The sequence below is a fragment of the Nocardia sp. NPDC057455 genome, assembly GCF_042802775.1.
Taxonomy (GTDB): Bacteria; Actinomycetota; Actinomycetes; order Mycobacteriales; family Mycobacteriaceae; genus Nocardia.
Window position 1 is genome coordinate 1 of record NZ_JBHVDM010000055.1, and the last position, 22,119, is coordinate 22,119.

8 protein-coding genes are annotated in these 22,119 nt (G+C 70.1%); all 8 read right to left on the bottom strand.

Going from position 1 to position 22,119, the window contains the following annotated elements; translation table 11 throughout:
- Positions 1–853 (bottom strand): ABC transporter permease (locus tag ACFU5M_RS21850; RefSeq protein ID WP_379052122.1); only part of this gene is annotated, 853 nt, incomplete at its 3' end.
- An 8-nt stretch (positions 854–861) separates the two neighbouring features.
- A complete protein-coding gene (locus ACFU5M_RS21855; RefSeq protein ID WP_379052048.1) occupies positions 862–1,854 on the bottom strand; it encodes an ATP-binding cassette domain-containing protein in 993 nt (330 codons plus the stop codon).
- On the bottom strand, positions 1,851–15,494 hold the full coding sequence (locus tag ACFU5M_RS21860; protein WP_379052050.1) for an amino acid adenylation domain-containing protein: 13,644 nt from the start codon (positions 15,492–15,494) through the stop codon (positions 1,851–1,853). The genes ACFU5M_RS21855 and ACFU5M_RS21860 overlap by 4 nt, the downstream gene beginning before the upstream one ends.
- A gap of 395 nt (positions 15,495–15,889) precedes the next feature.
- Entirely contained in the window at positions 15,890–17,551 is a 1,662-nt protein-coding gene (lnt, locus tag ACFU5M_RS21865) for an apolipoprotein N-acyltransferase (RefSeq protein ID WP_379052124.1), read from the bottom strand.
- 1,257 nt (positions 17,552–18,808) lie between these two features.
- Positions 18,809–20,407: an amidohydrolase gene (locus tag ACFU5M_RS21870; protein ID WP_379052052.1), complete on the bottom strand. Its 1,599-nt coding sequence runs from the start codon at positions 20,405–20,407 to the stop codon at positions 18,809–18,811.
- A gap of 40 nt (positions 20,408–20,447) precedes the next feature.
- On the bottom strand, positions 20,448–20,702 hold the full coding sequence (locus ACFU5M_RS21875) for a hypothetical protein (RefSeq protein ID WP_379052054.1): 255 nt from the start codon (positions 20,700–20,702) through the stop codon (positions 20,448–20,450).
- Between the two features lie 54 nt (positions 20,703–20,756).
- Positions 20,757–21,239, bottom strand: a complete 483-nt coding sequence (locus ACFU5M_RS21880; protein WP_379052057.1) for an FxsA family protein — start codon at positions 21,237–21,239, stop codon at positions 20,757–20,759.
- 93 nt (positions 21,240–21,332) lie between these two features.
- Entirely contained in the window at positions 21,333–21,992 is a 660-nt protein-coding gene (locus tag ACFU5M_RS21885) for a response regulator (RefSeq protein WP_379052059.1), read from the bottom strand.
- Positions 21,993–22,119 lie beyond the last annotated feature (127 nt).

Sequence of the window (22,119 nt, forward strand, 5' to 3'; positions counted from 1 at the left end):
CAGCCTTGCGATAGCGCAGCAGCGCCAGAGGCACGGCCACCGCGAGGATCGCCACCGAGCAGGCCACCGCGTATTCGACGCAGTGGTCGGCGGCCCAGCCGGTGGGCGGGACGAACGTGGGCGGCGAGTCGTTGTCGAACAGCTTGCGTCCCGCCGCCGAGACCGCGGTGATCGGATTCCACTCGGCGATCGTGCGCAGCGGGCCGGGCAGGGTCTCGGCCGAGATGAACGCCGAGGAGATGAACGTCAGCGGGAACAGCCAGATCAGCCCGGCGCTCTGCGCCACCTCGACGGTCGGCGACAGCAGGCCGGTCAGCGCGCCGATCCAGGACATCGCGAACGCGAACAGCAGGATCACCGCGAAGGCCAGCACGGCGTCGGTGACGCTGCCGTGGATGCGCCAGCCGACCACGTACCCGCACCCGACCATCACCGCCAGGCTCAGGATGTTGACCACGAGGTCCGACAGCGTGCGGCCCATCAGCACGGCCAGCCGCGACATCGGCAGCGCCCGCATCCGGTCGATGATGCCCTTCTGCAGGTCCCCGGCCAGACCGACCGTGGTGAACGCGGCATTGAACGCGACCGTCTGGGTGAAGATGCCGGCGAGCAGGAATTCCCGGTATTGGCCGCCGCCCAGCGAGGCGCCGAAGATGTAGGCGAACAGGAATACGAACATCAGCGGCTGGATCGTGGCGGTCACCAGCAGTGTGGGCACGCGCAGGATGGTCAGCAGATTGCGGTGGGCGACGATCGCGCTGTCCCGGAATAGCCGCAGCCGCGGGGTGGAATGCGGTTGCGCCGCGCCCTTTCTCGGCTCCGGTTGCGCCTTCGGGGTCGCCTCCCCGACCATGGCCGTGCTCACGACATGATCTCCTCTTGTACGTCGTCGGTCTCCGGTTCCGTGACGGGCGCGCCGCCCGGTTTCCCGGTGAGAGAAAGGAATACGTCGTCGAGGCTCGGCCGGTGCACGTTCGCGTCTACCACGCAGACGCCCGCGTCGTCGAGCCTGCGCAGCGCCTCCACCATGGTGCGCGAGCCGTCGCCGACCACCACCGACACTTCGTCGGTGCCCGACTCGTGGCCGGGCTCGCCGACCCCGATCTGCGCCAGCACGGCCAACGCGGGCTCGGCGGCCTGCCCGGCGGCCAGGGTGACGGTGAGGCGGTCGCCGCCGATCGAGGTCTTCAGCTCGTCGGCCGAGCCGCGGGCGATGACCCGCCCGTGATCGATGACGGTGATGCGGTCGGCCAGCAGGTCGGCCTCTTCGAGGTACTGCGTGGTGAGCAGCACGGTGGTCCCGTCGTCGACGAGGTCGCCGATCACCCGCCACATGTCCAGCCTGCCCCGTGGGTCCAAACCGGTGGTCGGCTCGTCCAGCACCACCACGGCGGGCCGGGCGACCAGTGCGCCGGCGAGGTCGAGCCGCCGGGCCATGCCACCGGAGTAGGTCCCCGCCCTGCGATGCGCGGCGTAGTCCAGCCCGAGGACGTCGAGCAGTTCGATGGCCCGGGCGGTCGCCTCGCGTGGGGACATCCCGTACAGCCGGGCCACCATGCGCAGGTTCTCGTAGCCGGAGAGGTTGGCGTCGACAGCGGCGTACTGGCCGGACAGGCCGATCCGTTTGCGCGCCGCCGCGGGATCACGCAGCACGTCCACCCCCGCCACCCGCACCGATCCGGCAGACGGTTTCAGCAGCGTGGTGACGATCCGCACGGTCGTCGTCTTACCCGCGCCGTTCGGGCCGAGCAGGCCCATCACGGTGCCGGTGGGGATTCGCAGGTCGACGTTGTCCAGCACGCGGACCCGGCCGTAGTTCTTCACCAGGCCGGTTACCTCCACCGCGAAGCTCACCTGTGCGTCTCCTTCGTCTCCAGCCACCTCCGCAGTACCGGCCCGATCACCGCCAGTGCGTCCGGCGTGGTCATCGCGGAGTGCGCGCAGCGCAGCTCGTGGTCGTGGACGGCACCGGTGACATACGGCTGCCAGGCGGCGGCACGCCGGTCGGGGTCGATCCGGTTGACCGGGTCGTCGCCGGCGGTGAAGAACAACAGGTCGCCGTCGAACGGCCGCGGCCGGAAACTGTGCGCGAGCACCGTGCCGTTGTCGTAGCCCGCGTAGAGCCGCTCCAGATGCTCCACGGTCAGCGCCGCGAACGGGCCGGACCTGACGCGCAGCAATTCGGCCGCCTCCCGCAGACTCATGTCCGGATCGATCTCCACATCGAGGTCGTCGCTGCCGAACTCGCCGACGATCTCGGCGATGCTCGGGGTCGCGTGCGCGAGCAATTCGTCGGACAGCCGGTAGCTGTCCATCATCGACAGCAAGGCGACCTCGTCGCCCGCCTCCTGCAACTGCACCGCCATCTCGTGCGCGATGAGTCCGCCCAGCGACCAGCCGAGCAAGTGGTAGGGGCCCTCCGGTTGGATCTGCTTGATCGCGGCCACGTAGTGACCCGCCGCCTCGGCGATCGACTCGTAGCTGTCCTCCCCCGCGACGTGCGGCGCCTGTAGGCCATAGACCGGCCGGTCCGCCGGGAGGTGCGCGAGCAACCCCGAGTAGCACCACGCCAATCCGATCGCCGGATGCACGCAGAAAAGCGGCGCTTGACTCGCCGCGGCGCTCGGCCGGATCGGCAGCACCGGCGCGAGCATCGCCGCCACCGCGGCGCCCGAGGAAGCGTGCGCCCCGTCCAGCCGCGCCGCGATCGCCGCGGGCGTCGCGTCGCCGAACATCAATTGCACCGGCAGGTCGATGCCGGTCTCGCGGACGTGCGCAACCACTTTCGTGGCCAGCAGCGAGTTGCCGCCGAGTTCGAAGAAGCCGTCGTCGACGCCCACCGACTCCACCCCGAGTACCTCGGCGAAGGCAGCGCACAGCGCCTCCTCCGCCGGGGTGGACGGGGCGCGGTAGCCCTCGCCCGCGGTGAACACCGGTTCCGGCAGCTTCGCGCGATCCAGCTTGCCCACCGGGCTGAGCGGCACCTCGTCGAGCAGCATGATCGACTGCGGAACCATGTAGTTCGGCACCAGCCCGGCGAGGTGCCCGGTCAACTCGGCCGCGGTGAGCGTCACCCCGTCGCGCGACTTCACATACGACACCAACGCCGTCGCGCCGGCCGGGGTGCGATGCCCGATGGTGGTCGAGAACGCCACCGCACCGTGGCGGGCGAGCGCCGCGTCGATCTCGCCGAGTTCGATGCGGAAGCCGCGGATCTTGACCTGATGGTCGGTGCGGCCGACGTACTCGATCTCCGGCGTGGCGTCCGCGGCCCCGTGGTCGCGCGACCCGGCCCACCAGCGCACCAGATCGCCGGTGCGATACATCCGCTCCCCCGGCTTGCCGAACGGATTGGCGACGAACCGCTGGGCGGTCAACCCTGGACGGTTCAGGTAGCCGCGGGCCAGCGCGTCACCGGCCAGGTGCAGCTCACCGGTCACCCCGAGCGGAGCCGGATGCAGCCGCGCGTCCAGGATCGCCGCGTTCACGCCGCGGATCGGTCCGCCGATGGTGATCGGCCCACCGGGTGTCATCGGCTGCGAGATGACCGTGACGATGGTGGTCTCGGTCGGGCCGTAGACGTTGTACAGGTTGCGGCCGGGCGCCCACCTGGTCACCAGGTCCGGCGGCAGCGCTTCGCCGCCGACCAGCACGTGCTGCAACTCCCGGAGCCCCGTGGGATCCACGGTGCCGAGGGCGGAGGTGGTGATGAACGCGTGGGTGATCCGCTCCGTGGCGAAGACCTGCCGCAGGTCGTCGCCGCCGACCACGCCGCCGGGCGTGATCACCAGGGTCGCCGCACCGCCCAGGGAGAGCAGCAGATCGAGCATCGCGGCGTCGAAGCTCGGTGTGGCGAAGTGCAGCACGCGGCAACCGGGCTGGACATCGAACCGGTGGGCGGTCTCGGCGGCGAAGTTCGACAATCCGCCGTGCGTGACCATCACGCCCTTCGGTGTGCCGGTGGAGCCGGAGGTGTAGATCACGTACGCCGGGTTGTCGATCCGCAGGGGAGCGAGGCGCTCGGTGTCGGCGATCGGCGCGTCCGGCGCGTCGAGCACCCGGGCGCGGAAGGCCGGATCGTCGAGCACGATCCATTCCGTGCCCTCGGGCAGCTCGCCGCGGTAACCCGCCAGCGTGATGCCCAGCGTCGCACCGGAATCCGCCAGCATGTGCGCGATGCGCTGGTGCGGATACAACGGGTCGACCGGCACGAATGCCGCCCCGGCCTTGGCCACCGCGAGCACCGTCGCCACCGACTCGATCGATCGCGGAATACCGAGTGCCACCAGAGTTTCCGGGCCGACGCCACGGGCGATGAGCACGCGGGCCAGCCGGTTCGTCCAGCGATCCAGCGCGTCGTAGGTCACCTCGGTGCCGTCGGAGACCAGGGCGATCGCGGCGCGATCGACGCTCGCCGCCTGCTCGAACACCTCGGGGAAGGTGATCGGCCGGTCCGGTTTCCCTCCGCGTACCGGAGCCAGCCCCGACCACTCGGCCGGGTCGAGCAGTTCCAGATCGCCCACCGCGGTGGTCGGGCTCGCGGCGATCGCGGCGAGCAGCCGGGCGAGACGCTTGCCGAGCCGCTGGGCGGTCGGCTCGTCGAACAGATCCCGCGCGTAGTTCACCGACACGGTGATGCCGGCCGGATCGCGGTGCGCGGTCTGCGTTTCGGTCAGGGTGAACTGGAGATCGAATTTGGCGACGCCGGTGTCGATGTCGGCGGCCTCGATGCGCATCCCCGGCAGGTCCAGCCCGCCGACCGGCTCGTTGCGGACCGAGAGCATCACCTGGAACATCGGATGGTGCGCCTGGGACCTGGCCGGATTGAGCACCTCCACGAGCCGCTCGAACGGCACGTCCGCGTGGGCGAAGGCGTCCAGGTCGGTTTCGCGCACCGCGTGCAGTAGATCGGTGAACCGGGCGCCCGGGTCGATCCGCGTGCGCAGCACGAGCGTGTTGACGAACATGCCGACCAGCCGGTCCAGCGCGGGATGGCCGCGGCCCGCGATCGGGGTGCCCACGGTGATGTCGTCGGTAGTGGTCATCCGGTGCAGCAGCACCGCGAGCGCGGCGTGCAGGACCATGAACAGGCTGACATTGTTGCTGCTCGCGATCGTCTGCAGCTCGCGGTGGGTGACCGGATCGACCGCGCACTCCACGGTGCCGCCCCGGTAGGACGGAGCGGGCGGGCGGGGCCGGTCGGCGGGCACGCTCAGCAACTCGGGGATGCCGTCCAGGGTCTGCCGCCAGTAGTCCAGCTGCCTGCTCACCGCCGAATCCGGGTCGTGCTCGCTGCCGAGCACGTCCTGCTGCCACAGTGTGTAGTCGGCGTATTGCACCTCCGGCTCCGCCCAGTCCGGCGCGCCGCCGCCGCAGGCCGCGCGGTAGGCCACGGCGACGTCGGCGGCCATCGGCTCGAGCGACCAGCCGTCCATCGCGATGTGGTGCACGACCACGACGAGAACGTGCTGCGCCGGTTCGTCGGCGCCGGTGGGCACCGAGATCAGCGCCGCCCGGATCGGAACGGTGGTGTCCAGATCGAATCCCGGTGCGACGAAACGTCGTACGGCGGCCTCGATTTCCGCCGGGCGTGCCGTCACCCGCGTCAGCGGGATCGCCGCCTCGGCAGGGGTGAGCACGACCTGCGCGGGTGCGCCTACGGTCTCCGGGAACACCGTGCGCAAGGTTTCGTGCCTGGCCTGCACCGCGTGCAGTGCGGAGACCAGCGCGCCGACGTTCAGGTCGCCGGTCATGCGCAGCACGAGCGGGATGTTGTAGGCGCCTGCCGACTGGCCCGCGCTCGGCCCACCCGCGTTGAACCGGTTGAGGAACCACAGCCTCCGTTGCGCGGCCGACAGCGGGATGCGCTCGGGGCGTTCCCTGCGCACCAGCGCGGGGCGGTCCGCGTCGGCCCCGGCGCCCGTGTCCAGCAGCTCGGCGAGCCCGGCGACCGTCGGCGTGGCGAACACGGAGCGCACGGCGAGCCGCACGTTCGTCGCGGCGGCCAGCCGCGCGACGAGCTGGGTCGCCAGCAGCGAGTTGCCGCCGATGTCGAAGAAGTTGTCGTCGGCGTGCACACCGTCGGCCCCGATCAACTCGCCCATCACCGAGGCGACCAAGCGCTCCGCTTCGGTCCGGGGGGCACGACCGGTGGAATCGAGGAGGAATTGTGGTTCGGGCAGTGCGCTGACGTCCAGCTTCCCGACGGGGGTGAGCGGGATGGTGTCCAGCACGGTGACACCCGAGGGGACCATGTGGGTGGGCAGCCTGCGCGCGACGAAGGCGCGCAGCGCTTCGGTGTCCACCCCGGCCGCGCGGTCGGCGGGCTGGACGAAGGCGATGAGACGGTCGGCGCCCGCGATACGGCGCACCTCGGTGTGCGCGAATCGCACCGACGGATGTTCGCCCAGCACGGCGGTGATCTCGCCGAGTTCGACGCGGAACCCGCGCAGCTTCACCTGATGATCGCTGCGCCCGAGATAGATCAACTCGCCCGAGGCGTTCCAGCGCACCACGTCACCGGTCCGGTACATCCTGGCGCCCGCGGGGCCGTACGGATCGGCCACGAAACGTGTCGCGGTGAGGCCGAACCGGTCGAAGTACCCGCGCGCGACGCCATGTCCCGAGAGGTACAACTCGCCGGGGACGCCGACCGGCACCGGGCGCAGCCGCTCATCGAGCACCGACCCCCTGGCGCCGCGCACCAGGCTGCCGATGGCGATCGGATCACCGACGCGCATCGGACCGGAGATCGTGACGACCACGGTGGTCTCGGTGGGCCCGTACACATCGCACATCACCCGTCCCGGCGCCCAGCGCGCCACCAGGTCCGGCGCCACCGCCTCGCCACCGACCATGAGCGCTCGCATATGCGGCAGCGGCCAGCGTTCGTGGTCGATCGTGGCCAGCGCGGCCGGGGTCATGAAGCCGTGCGAGACGCGCTCGCGTTCCATCAGCGCGGCCAGCTCGTCGCCACCGTAGATGTCGGTCGGGCAGATCACCATCGCCGCGCCCGCCCCCAGCGCGATCAGCAGGTCCAGGATCGCCGCGTCGAAGCTCGGCGTCGCGAAGTGCAATGTGCGGGAATACTCGTCGACGCCGATGCGGTCGCAGATCTCGTCGGCCAGGTTGGACAGACCGCTGTGGGTCACCGCGACGCCCTTGGGCGTTCCGGTCGATCCCGAGGTGTAGACCAGGTAGGCCAGATCCGCCACCTGCACGGTGCGCGAGCGCTCGTGATCGTGGATCGGCGCGTCGTCGTGGCCTGCGAGTTCGGCGGCGAACTCGGGGCGGTCCAGCAGCAACCAGTCGGTGGCCCGGTCTGCCGGAGCGCCTGCGCGCAGCTGCTGCACCTGCGCGGTGACGGTGACGCCGATCGTGCAACCGGAGTCGGCGAGCATGTGCCGGATGCGGTCGGCGGGGTATTTCGGGTCGACCGGGACGAACGCCGCGCCGGACTTCGACGCCGCCAGCATCGCCACCACCGAGTCGATCGAGCGGATGAGCCCGAGCGCCACCCGCGTCCCCGGACCGAGTCCGCGCGCGATCAGCGCGCGTGCCAGACGATTCGAGCGCCGGTCGAGCTCGGCATAGGTGAGTGACGTCGTGCCCGCGCACAGCGCCGTATGGTGCGGATACCGCTGCGCGGTCGCGGTGAAGTACTCGGCCAGCGTGCACGGCGGGGCCGCCTGCCCGCCCCGCGCCGGGGCCAAAGTGCGGCGCTCGTGGTCGGTGCGCGCGTCGACGTCGCGGATCAGCACGCGCGGGTCGCCGGTGACGGCGGTGAGCACCCGCAGGAATCGATCCGCCAGCGTCTCCATCGTCATCTCGTCGAACAGCTCTGCGGCGTAGACGAATTCGAAGACACTGTCGGCCTCGCCCGCGACGGATCCGGGTTCGCCCGCGTCGTGCGCGACGCGCAGCTCCAGGTCGAATTTCGCCAGCGCGATGTCCAGCGGCTCCGCGCGCAGCGCGAGGCCGGGCAGTTCCAGCGTCGGCGCCGGACCGTCCTGCACGCTCAGCGCCACCTGGAACAGCGGGTGCCTGCCCGAGGAGCGGGCCTCGACGCCGAGTTCGTCCACGATGCGCTCGAACGGGATGTCGGCGTGCGCCAGCGCGGCCAGCTCGGTGTCCCGATCGGCGCGCAGCAGGTCGGTGAAGCTGCGGTCGGGATCCACATCGGAGCGCAGCACCAACGTGTTCACGAACATGCCGACCAATTCGTCGAGCTTGGTGTCGGTGCGCCCCGCCACCGGGGTGCCGATCACGATGTCGCGACCACCGGTGACGCAGCGCAACAGCACCGCGAATGCCGAACGCAGCACCATGAACTTGCTGACGCCGCGCTCACGGGCCAGCGCGGCGAGCCCGCGCTGCACCCGCTCCGGCACCGTGAAACGCACCGTCCCGGCCTGCTGTGTGGGCTCCGCGGGCCGCGGCCGGTCATAGGGCAGCGGCAGCTGGTCGGGAATGTCGGCCAGCGCGGTGCGCCAGTACTCCAGTTGGGTCGCCGCGGCGCTGTCCGGATCGCTCTCCGAGCCGAGGCAGGCACGCTGCCAGAGCCCGAAGTCGGCGTACTGCACCGGAAGCGGCGTCCACGACGGCGCGGCGCCCTCGTGCCGTGCCGCATACGCGGCGGCCAGGTCCCTGGTGAGTGGGCCGAGTGACCAGCCGTCGGCGGCGATGTGGTGCAGTACGACCCCGAGCAGGTAGCGCTCGGGTGAAGTGCGCAGCAGCGACAGACGCAGGGGCGGTTCACCGGTGAGGTCGAAGCCGGTGTGCGCCATCGCTTCCAGTGCGGCCTTCGCGCCGGAGTCGTCGATGTCGGTGACGGTGACCTCGGGCACCGCCCGCTCGACCGGCAGCACCACTTGCTGTGCGCCTTCGGCGTCCTCCGGGAAGACGGTGCGCAGCACCTCGTGCCGCCGCAGCACGTCGGTGAGCGCTTCGCGCAACGCGGGCACGTCCAGATCACCGGCGACGCGGATCACGAAAGCGATGTTGTAGGCACTCGATTCGGGCGCGAATCGGTTGAGGAACCACAAACGCTGCTGCGGCAGCGACAATGGGATACGTCCCGGACGCGGCGTCCGCACCGCCAGCGCCGGCCGCCGTGTCCGGGGCGCTCGATCCAGGTGCCCGGCCAGCCCGGCGACCGTCGGCGCCTCGAAGATCGACCGCACCGGCAGATCCACGCCGAATTCCGCGTGCAGCGCGGCGGCGAGCCGGGTGGCCAGCAGCGAGTTGCCGCCGAGATCGAAGAAGCTGTCCTCGGCTCCGGTGACCGGGCGCCCGAGCACCCCGCCGAACACGCCCGCCACGCCCAGCTCCAGCGCGGTACTCGGCGGGCGAGAAGGTCCCGCGGACGCGAACACCGGCTCCGGCAGTGCCTTTCGATCCAGCTTGCCCGCAGGCGTCACCGGGATCTCGTCGAGCACCGCCACCGCGGCGGGCACCATATAGCCGGGCAGCCGCCGGCGCACGGTCTCCAGCACGGCCCGCGCCTCGACCGGCCGGTCGGCCGTGACATACGACGCCAGCCGTACCTGGCCGTGCTCGTCGGTGTGCACCACGGTGAGCGCGAACCGGATGCCCGGATGCAGGCGCAGCACGTTGTCGATCTCGCGCAGTTCGATACGGAAGCCGCGGATCTTGATCTGGTCGTCCGCGCGTCCGAGGAATCGCAGCTGTCCCGTCCGCTCCACCACGACCAGATCGCCGGTGCGGTACATCCGCTCCCCGCGCCTGCCGTGCGGATTGGCCACGAACCGTTGCGCGGTCAGGCCGAAACGTCCGTGATAGCCGCGGGCGACGCCCGGACCCGACACGTACAGCTCGCCCGGCGTGCCCGGCGGCACCGGATGCAGACGGTTGTCCAGCACGAACAGTCGCATGCCGCGCACGGGCGAACCGAGCGGCACCGGACGGCCCGGCTCCATCGGACCGCTCGCGGTCGCCGCGACGGTGGCCTCCGAGGGGCCGTACATGTTGTGCATGCGATGTCCGGAGGTCCAGGTCTCGACTAGTTCCTCCGAGCAGGCGTCACCGCCGACGATGACCGTCTCCAGCTCGTCGAGCCCTTCGTTCGGCACGGTGGCCAGCGCGGCGGGTGTGACGAAGGCGTGGGTGACCCGTTCCTCGCGCAGCAGTGTGGCCAGCTCGCCGCCGCCGTACATGCCCGCGGGGGCGATCACCATCGTGGCGCCCGCGGCGAAGCCGAGCAGCATCTCCAGCACCGAGGCGTCGAAGCTGGGCGAGGAGAAGTGCAGCGTCCGTGCCGCGTCCGAGATGCCGAACAGGTAGTTCTGCTCGCCGGCCAGGGACGCGATGCCCGCGTGGGTGACCACGACCGCCTTCGGCGTGCCGGTGGACCCGGAGGTGTAGATGAGGTAGGCCGGGTGGCTCACCCGCATCGGGTGGTGCCGCTCGTCGTCGGTGATCGGGTCCGCCGGGTGGCCCGCCGGCTCTGCGGCCAGTTCGCCGGAGCCGAGGACCAGCCAGTCGAGGTGACCCTTGCGGTGCTTGCCCCGCGCCGTGGGCCAGGCGGGCAGAGCCGCCAGGCATTCGGAGTCGGTCAGGCCGAGCATCGCGCCCGAGTCACCGATCATGTGCGCGATGCGCTCACCGGGGTAGTTCGGGTCGACGGGCACATACGCCGCACCGGTTTTGGCGACGGCCCAGATCGCGGTGATCGCGTCGAGACCGCGCGGCAACGCGATCGCGACGACCGTCTCGGGCCCGGCGCCGTGCTGGATCAGCGCGCGCGCCAGCGTGTTCGATCGCTCGTCGAGTTCGCGGTAGGTGGTGTCGGCGCCCAGATACCGGACCGCCACCGCGTCCGGCAGCCGGCGCGCGGTGGCGGTGAGCAAGGTGGCCAGAGTGATCGACGGCTCGGCGGGCGCGCCCGCGATGGGCACCAGATTCTCGGTTTCCCTGCGGTGCAGGATCGGCAGGTCGCCCACCGGAAGCTCCGGGGCCGCCACGCCGCCTGCCAGCACCGCGATGAACCGGCGGGCGAACGACTGCACCGTGGAGTGGTCGAAAACGTCGGTGGTGTAGCCGAATTCGGCCGACAGCGGGCCGTCGCCCGAATCGTCGTGGACGACCAGCTGCAGGTCGAACTTGGCGACGTCCGAAGCGATGGGCAGCACCTCGGCGCGCACCCCGGGCAAATCGATCCGCAGGTCCGGCGCATGGTCGTAGGACAGCATCACCTGGAACAACGGGTGCCGCGACGGGGAACGCTCCGGGTTGACCACATCGACCAGCCGCTCGAACGGCACGTCGGCGTTGGCGAAGGCGTTGAGGTCGGTCTCGCGCACCACGTCGAGCATGCGGTCGAATCCGACCGCCGGGTCGACGGCGGTGCGCAGGACGAGGGTGTTGACGAACATGCCGACCAGGTCGTCGAGCGCCGGATCGGAACGGCCCGCGATCGGGGTGCCGATCGCGATGTCACCGCTCGCGCACAGCCGCGACAGCAACGTCGCCAGCGCGGCGTGCAGCACCATGAACATGCTCACTCCGCGGCTGGCGGCGAGTTCGATTGCGGCCCGGCGGATCTCGGCCGGGATGGCGAACTCGACCCGGCCGCCGACGGTCGATCTGCGCAAAGGGCGCGGGCGGTCCAGCGGCAGGTCGAGCTGCTCGGGCAGCCCCGCCAGCTCCGAGCGCCAGTGGGTGAGCTGGCGGCTGAGCGCACTGCCCGGATCGGACTCCTCGCCGAGCAGTTCGCGCTGCCAGAGCGCGAAGTCGGCGTACTGCACCGGTAGCTGCGTCCACTGCGGCGCGACACCGTTCGCGCGCGCGGCCACCGCCGTCATCAGGTCTTTGGCCAACGGCGCGATGGACCAGCCGTCACCGCAGATGTGATGCAGCACGATGAGGAAGACGTGGCGCTGCGCGCCGGTGCGGTAGAGCGCCACCCGGATCGGGGCCTGGCCGCGTAGATCGAATCCGTACCCGGCGAATTCGGTCGCCAGCTCTGCCACATCGGCTTCGGCCGCATCGATCGGGTCGAGCGTCAGCGGGATCGCCTCGGCCTGGTGGATCAGCTGGTAGGGGCCCTCCGGCGACTCCGGGAAGGTGGTGCGCAGGCTCTCGTGCCGTTCGATGACGTCCACCAGACCGGCACGCAGCGCGGCCACGTCCAGCGGTCCCTCCACCGCGACCGCCAACGGCATGTTGTACGCGGCGGCATGCTCGGAGAACCGGTTCAGGATCCACAGCCGCTGCTGCGCCTGCGACAACGGGATCCGTTCCGGTCGCTCGGCGGGCGCCAGCCGCGGCGAAGAGACGTCGGTGGTCTGCGTGGCGAAACGACGAGTGAGCGCATCGATCGTCGCGGCCTCGAACAGATCCCGGATGGTCAGCGCGGTGCCGAGCGCCGCGTTGATCCTGGACACCGCCCGCGCGGCGATGAGCGAGTTGCCACCCAGATCGAAGAAGTTGTCCTCGATGCCCACTTCGGTGTCGAGCACCTCGGCGAAGATGCCCGCGAGCACCCGCTCGACCTCGGTGCGCGGTTCGGCGATCGGCCGGATCGACCGTACGCTCGGCGCGGGAGCGGGCAGCGCCTTGCGGTCGATCTTGCCGTTGGCGCTCAGCGGCAGCTCGTCGAGTTCCATCAGCGCGGAGGGCACCATGTACCCGGGCAGCGTGTGCCGCAACGCGGTCAGCAACGCCGCCGTGTCCAGGGGAGCGTCGTCGTCCTCGTGTCTCGCCGCGACCACGTAGGCGACCAGCTCGTCACCGGTGCGTCCGGTGTGCGCCACGCACACCGCGCGAGCCACCTTCGGATCGTCGAGCAGGGCGGCTTCGATCTCGCCGAGTTCGATGCGCAGGCCACGGATCTTGACCTGGAAGTCACTACGGCCCAGATACTCCAGCACACCGGGCTCGGCGGCGGAGCGGCCGATCTGCCAGCGCGCCAAGTCGCCGGTGCGGTACATCCTTGCGCCCGGGGTGAAGGGATTGGCCACGAAGCGGTCCGCGGTCAGCCACGGCTGACTCAAATAGCCGCGAGCCAGCTGGACTCCGGCGAGGTACAGCTCGCCCACTACACCGGGCGGGACAGGTTGTAACCGGTCGTCCAGCACGTAGGTCTCGGTGTTCCACACCGGTGAGCCGATCGGCACGGCGCTCGCGTCGGGCGGGCACGCCCAGTAGGTGACGTCCACGGCGGCCTCGGTCGGGCCGTACAGATTGTGCAGTTCGGCGGCCGGTAACGCCGCGTAGAACTCTCGCACGGCGGCGGCGGGCAGCGCCTCACCGCTGCAGAACACCCGGTGCAGGCAGGCGCAGCCGTGCAGATCGGCCTCGGTGACGAACACCGATAGCATGGACGGCACGAAATGTGCTGTCGTGATCTGCTTTTCGGAGATGATCCGCGCGAGGTACGCCGGGTCACGGTGCCCGTCGGGGGCGGCGATCACCAATCGCGCGCCGATCTGCAAGGGCCAGAAGAATTCCCACACCGAGACGTCGAAAGTGGCCGGTGTCTTCTGCAGCACCGCGTCACCGCCGTCGAGCGGATATTCGTGCTGCATCCAGCGCAGCCGGTTGACGATGGCGGCATGAGTGACGCCGACGCCCTTGGGTTTTCCGGTCGATCCCGAGGTGAAGATGACGTAGGCGAGGTGATCGGGACGTAATGCACCCTTGCGGTCGGCGTCGGTGATCGGCGCGTCGTCGAATCCGGAGACCGAGGCGGTGTCGATCTCCAGCCGGGTGACGGTCGCCGGCAGCTCGACATCGTCGCGGGCCGCTGTGAGCACACACAGTGGTTCGGCCTGCCGCACGATCTGCCCGATCCGTTCGGCCGGATGCTCGGTGTCCAGCGGCAGGTACGCCGCTCCCGCCTTGACGATGGCGTACATGCCCACCACCAGATCGAGGCTGCGACGCAGGCACAGACCGACCGTCGTATCGGGTCCGGCGCCCCGCGCGATGAGCAACCTCGCCAGACGGTTGGCGCGGGCGTCCAGTTCGGCGTAGGTCAGCGCCTCGGCACCGAATTCGAGCGCGATCGCGTCCGGGTCCGACGCGACCCGCTCGGCGAACAGGCTCGCGAGCGTGCCTTCCTGCCGGGGCGCCGTGGTGGCGTTCCAGCCGTGCAGGACCTCTTCCCGCTCGGCGTGGGTGATCGCGCCGAGGGACTCGGCCGCGAACTCGGGATCGGCGGCCAGGAACCGGCCGAGGAAGTCCAGGTACCGCGCGTGGTGCACGCTCACTTCGGCCTCGCCGTACAGGCGGGGGTTGGCCTCGAAGTCGACGTGCAGGCGGCCGCCCACGCCGTTGTAGACGTTGACCGAGAGGTCCTCCACCGGGCCGGTGGCCAGCACGTGCATGGAGCCGACCAGGCTGCCGAAACGCAGTTCGTCGTGGAACAGCATCAGGTTGACCATCGGGCCGAAGAATCCGCGCGCGTCGCGGGAGTAGCCGCTGTCGCGCCGGATGTCGTCGTGCCGGTAGCGCTGGTGACGTAAGGCGCCGGTGATCTGCAGCTCGGCCGCCTTCACCAGGTCACCGATCGTGGTCGTCTCGTCGAATCGCAGCCGGATCGGCACGACGTTGGAGATCACGCCCGCCGAGCGGCGCAGCGACACCGTGGTGCGCGCCGAGACCGGCAGGCTCAAGACCACGTCCGAGTTGCCCGTCACCGACCGCACGTAGGTGGCCAGCGCCGCGACGAAGACTGCCGAATCGGTGGTGTTCCATGCGCTGGTCGCCGCCTCGATCGCGGCATGGTGGTCGTCGTTCAGCACGGCGGTGGCCAGTCGGCGGCCCGCGTCGTGGGTGGTGGTACCGAGTCGGGCGCCACCGAGGCTCACCGGCTCGCCCACACCCGACAGCTGCCCGAGCCAGTACTCGCGATCGCTCTGGAAGCGGCTGGAGTCGTGGTATCGCGCCTCGTCGGCGTAGATCTCCGCCAGGGGGGTCGCCCGCGAGGCGACCGGCTCGGTCCGATTCTCCAGCGCGGTGTAGATCTCCGCCGTCCGGGTGAGCGCGTTCATCGCGCCATAGCCGTCGATGACGATGTGGTGGGCGAAGGAGTACCAGAGGTAGTCGGAGTCCCCGATCCGCAGAACCGCGTTGGAGGTCAGCGGGTCGCGTTCCAGGTCGATGGGCGCACTCGTGTTCTCGTGCATCCAGCGCAGCGCCGCCGCGTACGGATCGGCCTCCGCACGCATGTCGATGCGGACCCAACCGGGCCGGTGCACCGGATCCACGATCTGATACGGAGTGCCATCTATCTCCACCAAGCGAACTTGACCCACCTGCGTCTCGGCGCCGAAACGCTCGATCGCGTACAGCAACCGCCCCTCGTCCAAGTCACCGTGTATCTCGACGTACTGGGAGATCGTCAACGGCACGTCAGGGCGAATGCGCTGCGCGTACCAGAGGGCGGTCTGTGCGGGTGACAGAGCAAACGGTTGTGCAGAGAATTCGCCGGATGAACATTGGTCGACGCGATCCGTGGCCAATGAACTCATCAATCACTCCGTTCTGCCGCTGTTGACGCAACTCCCCGAGCACCACCCCAGCAAGCGCGCGCGCCAGCTGTAGGACGTGATCCACGCCCTATGATTCGGAGCGTCGCATCAACCGGATTGCCGACGTTTTGGATTTGTGTCACATCCAACGTCCTTGGCAGAAGGCCACTTTGGTTGGTTACATTTCCGCAAACATTGCGACTCAACTAGGCCGATCCGAAGCAAAACGGGCCCTGACCAGACCGTTCGATGGTACCCCGCAGATCGTGGCCACCGCCCGGGCGAACAGCGCGCAACTTAATTACGCACCTTTGCTTCCGGGACAATTGGGGGCAATAACATACCGAATGTTCGGTTGGTACCGCGTCGGCGGGGACGAATCCATCGTTCGCCGCCTACTGGACCGAGGTCGGCCCGGCTCCGGGCGCAGCTCGCCGCCGGGCGACCGCGGCCAGCGCGGCGGCAGCCGTCAGAATAACGAATATCCGCTCCGGTGCAGGACCTATTCGTGTCGCGAGAGTGGTGTCATCACGCAACGGGAGCTCCGCGACCAGAGCGGCGGGCACGAATAACGCGGTTTCTTGCCGGATATCGCCGTCGGTGCCGATGATGGCGCTCACCCCCGACGTGGCCGCGACGACCAGCGCTCGACCGTGCTCCACGGCACGGACGCGGGACATGGCCAGTTGCTGGTAGGTCATCTCGCTGTCGCCGAAGGTCGCGTTGTTGGTCGGCACGGTGAGCAACCGGGCCCCAGCGCGCAGCGCGTCCTCGAACGATCGATCGAAGGCCACTTCATAGCACGTCGCGACGCCGATGTCGATACCTGCGGCCTGCACAACTCCGTCACCATTTCCCGGCACGAAATATCCCGCGCGATCGGCGTATTCGGAGAAAAGCCGGAAGAAACTCCGCATCGGCAGGTATTCGCCGAAGGGCTGGATGATCTTCTTGTCGTGCCGCTCGCCCGGGCCCGCCGCACCGTTCCACACCATCACCGAGTTGGTCGTCGTCCGGTCCGGGTTGATCAACACGGCGCCGACCAGGATGGGTGCGCCGATCCGCTCGGAGGCCGCGGTGATCAGGGCGGCGGCGTCGCCATTGCGCAGCGGATCGATGTCGGAGGAGTTCTCCGGCCAGATCACCACATCGGGACGCGGCGCGCGACCCGCCGCCACCTCGTCGGCCAGTTCCTCGGTGCGCCGGACGTGGTTGTCCAGCACGGCCCGCCGTTGCGCGTTGAAGTCGAGTCCGAGGCGCGGCACGCTGCCCTGGATGGCCGCGACCGTGACCGTTCGGTCGTCCGCTTCCGCACCGGGCAGCGCGGATCGCAGCAGCAAGCCGGTGAGCGGCATGACGAGCAGGGTGAAAGCCGCAGCGGCGTATCCGAGTCGGGTCGCGGGCCCGCGCACGGCGACCGATCGGAGCGTGCCGTTCTCGTCATCGGCGGTTTGACGTTTGCCCTCGGGGGTAAGCGGGGACCAGAACAAGGAGACCAACGCCGCCGTACCGGTTCCGGTGAGCGCCACCGCGAACCCGATCAGCGGGGCGCCGCCGACCGCTGCCAGCGACAGGAACCAGCCATCGGCTTGGCCGAAGGCCAAACGCCCCCACGGGAACCCGCCGAAGGGGAAGCTGGATCTGCCCCATTCGGCCGCCGTCCAGGCCAGTGCCACCCACAGCGGCCAGCCGGGCAACGTGCCGACGAGTCGGCCGACCAAGCCGAAGACGCCCAGATACAGCGCGCAGACGGTGGACAGCGCCAGCCAGGGCAGCGGCCCGACGTAGATGCCGGTCCACGGCAGCAGCGGGACGAAAAATGCCAGCCCGGCCAAGAATCCATAACCGAAGCCCGCCCGCAGCCGGCCGTCGCCGCGAACGGTCAGGGTGAGTATCGCGATGCCGATCGGGGCGAGAAACCACCACGGCCGGGGCGGAAAACTGCCGAACAGCAGCAGTCCGGCGAGGATCGCCGCGACCGAGCGCGACGTCACCGGATGCCCGCTCGACACCGCGGACACCCGCCGCACCATCCCGAGCACTCGCTCTCGCACCATCACTCGGCCACTGTCCGCCATCGGACCGGCGACCGCCAGTCAGCCGCCGATCGCCGCTGAACGGATCGGCACCACGCCGGACGCGCCCCAGCGAAGATCCGCCGCTCGACGGACCCTGCCGAGGGAACGGCTATGGCGTTCGTCACACCAAAAGCCAAGGCCGCCATGCGCTGCGTGCACACGTGAGCCTCGGCGCGGCGATCGACCCACGTCGAACCGGTGGCGACCTCGCGTCGCACGGCCGACTCGGCGCGGGCGCAGCTCGGACAGCCGCGAGCCCCGACCGTATACGAGTGATCAGGCGTCCACAGCGGAATCGCAGGACACCATCGGATCGTCAACCGTCCTTGCCGAGTGATCGGCTGTCCGGCCGCACTCCTTCGGACGAACCGGCGATTTCCGGCTCGGACCCACGACTGAACGGTCTGGATTCGTGCTAGGTCGGCCGCCCCAGGCCGCGGCATTCCTGCGCCATACCCGGTCGGTGTTGGATCTCCACCCGGCACCGACCGAACGTCCCGGCATTCACCGACGCGCCTGCGCGAGCCTGTGGCACTCAGTGCCACGCCGACCCTCGTGCCGGTGCGGCGTCGCCCCGCGGCGGACATATGCCGCGCCGTGTTCCACAGGGTCACCGAGCGCGAGTCTCCCCCGGACCACCGGCCCGCCGCCAGGCTCGACTCAACCGTGATTGCCGTTGGACCGGAGTCCGCGATCCGTGGGATCACCCGCCGGTTGACCAGGCGCTGCGTAGCTCGCACGCGGCCTCGACGGCTCGGCGCCGATGCGCGCAAAGGCCCGGCCACCGGCTCTTCCGTGACATGCGGCCTGCGGCACACTCCCTGTCGTCCCCCACTGCCGATCCACCGGGACAATGCGGACAAGCGCCGCCCATGAGACAGACAACCCGCAGCACCATGGGCTCCGTTTCGCAGCACTGCCCGACCACCCACAGACGCTGAACCTCCGCAACCCTCCGTCCGGCAATCCGGTCCGAGAAAGCCGGTTACCGCACCGCAGGCGCTGCCGACCGCGTCTTCCACGACCGATGTCCACTCGCAGTTCGTGCTGGAGAGAGGTCGCCCGGCCATCGTCTGCCGGAGATACGAGGTCCGCCGTTCGACCGAACCCGGGCTCCGGACGGAAAAGCACGGTGCGAACGATCGGACGGATCGGCGCCGATCATGCGCGTCCCCGGGCCCGCCGAGACCTGGTGCGGAACGGCCGGGAGCAGAGGTCGGCTTCGCGGCCACCCGCTCATTTCGCATAGATCGTCACTCCCCGGTGCACGGTACGCAGGCACGTGGGCAGCGGCGCGTCCGGTTCGAGCGCGGGCAACCCCGGCACGCGCGAGCGCGGGTCGGTGGACCAGCGCTGTACCGAGTCCGCGGCCGCGGCGACGACGAGTTCGCCGGTATCCCAGATCGCGTAGGAAGCGGGAGCGCCGGGTACCAGGGTGCCCGCCACACCGTCACGGACTCCGCCCGCGCGCCAAGCGCCGCGTGTGGCCGCGGCGAACGCGGCGCGTGGGGACAGGCCGTGGCCGGGTGTGCGGTGAACGGCCGCGGCACGGACCGCCGCCCACGGATCGAGCGCGGTGACCGGGGCGTCGGAGCCGATCGCCAGGGCGACGCCCGCGGAGGCCATAGCGGCGAACGGGTTCAGCGCCGCGGCGCGCTCGGCGCCCAGCCGCACGGCGTACATGCCCTCCGGCCCACCCCAAGCGGCGTCGAATCCCGGTTGCACACTGGCGATCACACCCCAGCGCGCCAGGAGGGCGATGTGCTCGCCGTCGACGATCTCGGCGTGTTCGACGCGATGTCCGAGCGCCGCGACCGCCGGGCCGCCGAGTTCGGCGACCACCCGTTCGACGCCGGCGAGAACGGCGTCCATGGCGGCGTCGCCGATCACGTGGAATCCGGCCTGGATACCGGCGACGGTGCAGGCGCGGACGTGGTCGGCGATCGCCTCGGCGTCGAGATAACTTCGACCGCAGCCGGATTCGTCAGCGTAGGGCGCGCGCAGCCATGCGGTGTGCGATCCGAGCGACCCGTCCACGAACAAGTCTCCACCCAAGGCGTGCACACCGAGTTCATCGATCAAGGCGCGGGCCTGCTCGGCGCTGCGCACCGCCTCGCCCCAATAGGCCCGGACTTGGACGCCGTGCTCGAATTCGAGCAGTTCGCGCACGTCGGCACGGCCCGCGATCTCGGGGCCCGCGCATTCGTGGACCGCGACGACTCCGCGCGCGGCGGCGTGGTCCAGTGCCGCGGCGCGCGCTCGATCCCGTTGCATCCGAGAAAGATTCGCGAGCGCGGCGGTGCGCACCAAGTGGTGGGCGGCGGCGCGCACGGGTTCGCCACGGGTGAATCCGTCGGTCGCCTGTAGTGCGGGCAGCGCGTCCAGCAACGCCGAGGACACCACCGCGGAATGCGCGTCCACTCGGGAGAGGTACACGTGCCTGCCAGCACCCGCCGCCGCATCGATCTCAGCGACGGTGGGCGGCCGCCCCTCCGGCCAGATGGTCTCGTCCCAGCCATCGCCCAGTATCGCGCTGTCGGGATGCGCCTCGGCGAACTCGCGCAGCAACCGCAGGCAGTGCTCGAGCGACCGGGCGGCCGAGAGGTCGAGCCCGGTCAGTTTCAAGCCCAGCGCGGTGACGTGCACGTGCGGATCGACGAACGCGGGCGCGACGAAGGCGCCGTCGAGGTCGACGATCTCCGCGTCCGGGTGCAGGGCGCGACCCGGTTGCTCGGCGCCCAGCCAGACGACGGTCCCGTCGCTCACCGCCATCGCCGTGGCGTCGGGTGAACTGGCACTGTAGAAGCGACCGCCGATCAGCAACTGGGTACTCACGAGGCACCAGTCTGCCGCATGCCCGGTCCGGCGGTTTCGGTCAGCCGTTCAGCACGGGGTGGCGCGCCAGATCCTCCGGCTGCGCCAGCACCGCCATCACTTCCGCGTATTCCGGCCACGCACCGCCCGTGCCCGCGGCCGCCGGGGGCAGGCAGCCCGCCTCCACGGCGATCAGCTCCAGCCGCAGCGCCGCGGCCGTGAATCCGGAAATCGACTGTCCCGCAGCGGCCGCCGCCCGTTTGACCGCGGCAGCCAGCTCTTCGCTCACCGTGACGGTGAGTTGCTCGGTGGCCATCGCGCCACGATAGCCCTTCGCGGCGCCGCAGGGAACCGGGTGCGCAGATCGCGGTCAGAACGAGGTGATCGCGGGGCGCGCATTGCCCTTGCCGTCGTCATACCACTGGTTCACGACCACGCCGTCGACCACTTCACCCCCGTCGATGACCACGCCGCGATAGGGCGCGGCCGCGACGAACCTGCGGAAGCGGCGAGCGGCGAAGGCCATGACGAGAGGGCGCACCAGGAATCGCGTGGGAGGCAGCAGCAGGAGCAGGCCGAGCAGCGAGGTGACCAGGCCGGGCACGAACATCAGCACACCACCCGCCGCGACCAGGGCGCCGTCGGCCACCGCGGCTCCGGGCGCCACTTCCCCGCGCGCGGCCCCGCGGAACTGCTCGAATACCCGCCGCCCTTGCGCGCCGACCAGCAGCATGCCTGCGGCCGATCCGGCGATCAGCACCAGGACGGTCGGCAGCACGCCGATCAGCTGACCGACCGCGACCAGCGCGGCGACTTCGACGACGACGTACAGCACGAACAACAGGGCGGGCATGGCGATCCTTTCGGACGATCTACCCCGGTCAACGTTCCGCACCCCGGTTTTTCTCCCCGATCCGCCTGAAAAGGCGCTGAGATCTGCCCCGCGTCAGCCGCCCGGCCGCACCAGCCCCGTCTCGTAGGCCAGCACGACCGCCTGAACCCGATCGCGCAGACCGAGTTTGGTGAGCACCCGGCCCACGTGTGTCTTGACCGTGGCCTCCGACAGGTACAACTGCTCGGCGATCTCGGCGTTGGAGCGGCCTGCCGCGATCTGCTCGAGCACTTCGCGCTCGCGGGCGGTGAGCACGTCGAGCACGCCCGGATCGCGGGTCCGCGCCGGATTCTCCGCGATGAGCCGGTCCAGCAGACGTTTGGTGACTTTGGGTGAGACCACGGCGTCACCGGCGGCGACGCTGCGGATGGCCGAGACGAGATCCTCCGGCGGGGTGTCCTTCAACAGGAATCCGCTCGCCCCAGCGCGCAGCGCGCCGAGCGCGTGCTCATCGAGGTCGAAGGTCGTCATGACCAGGACCCGGCTGCCGTGCCCGGCCTCCACGATGCGGGTGGTGGCGACGACTCCGTCCACCACCGGCATCCGCACATCCATCAGCACCACGTCGGGTCGCAGTTCCGCCGCTCTGGCGACCGCGGCGGCGCCGTTGGCCGCCTCACCGATCACTTCGATGTCTTGGTGCGCGCCGAGCACCATCTTCAATCCCATTCGCATGAGTTCCTGGTCATCGACGACGAGCACGGTGATCGGCACGTTCCCAATGTAACGTGACCACTTCGGCGCGCCGGTCGGCCTGCGCCGCGACGGGTCGCACCCACCGCGCACGGGCGACGAAACCGTATGCGGCGCAGCGCTCTACACGTCGCACGATGATCTGGCG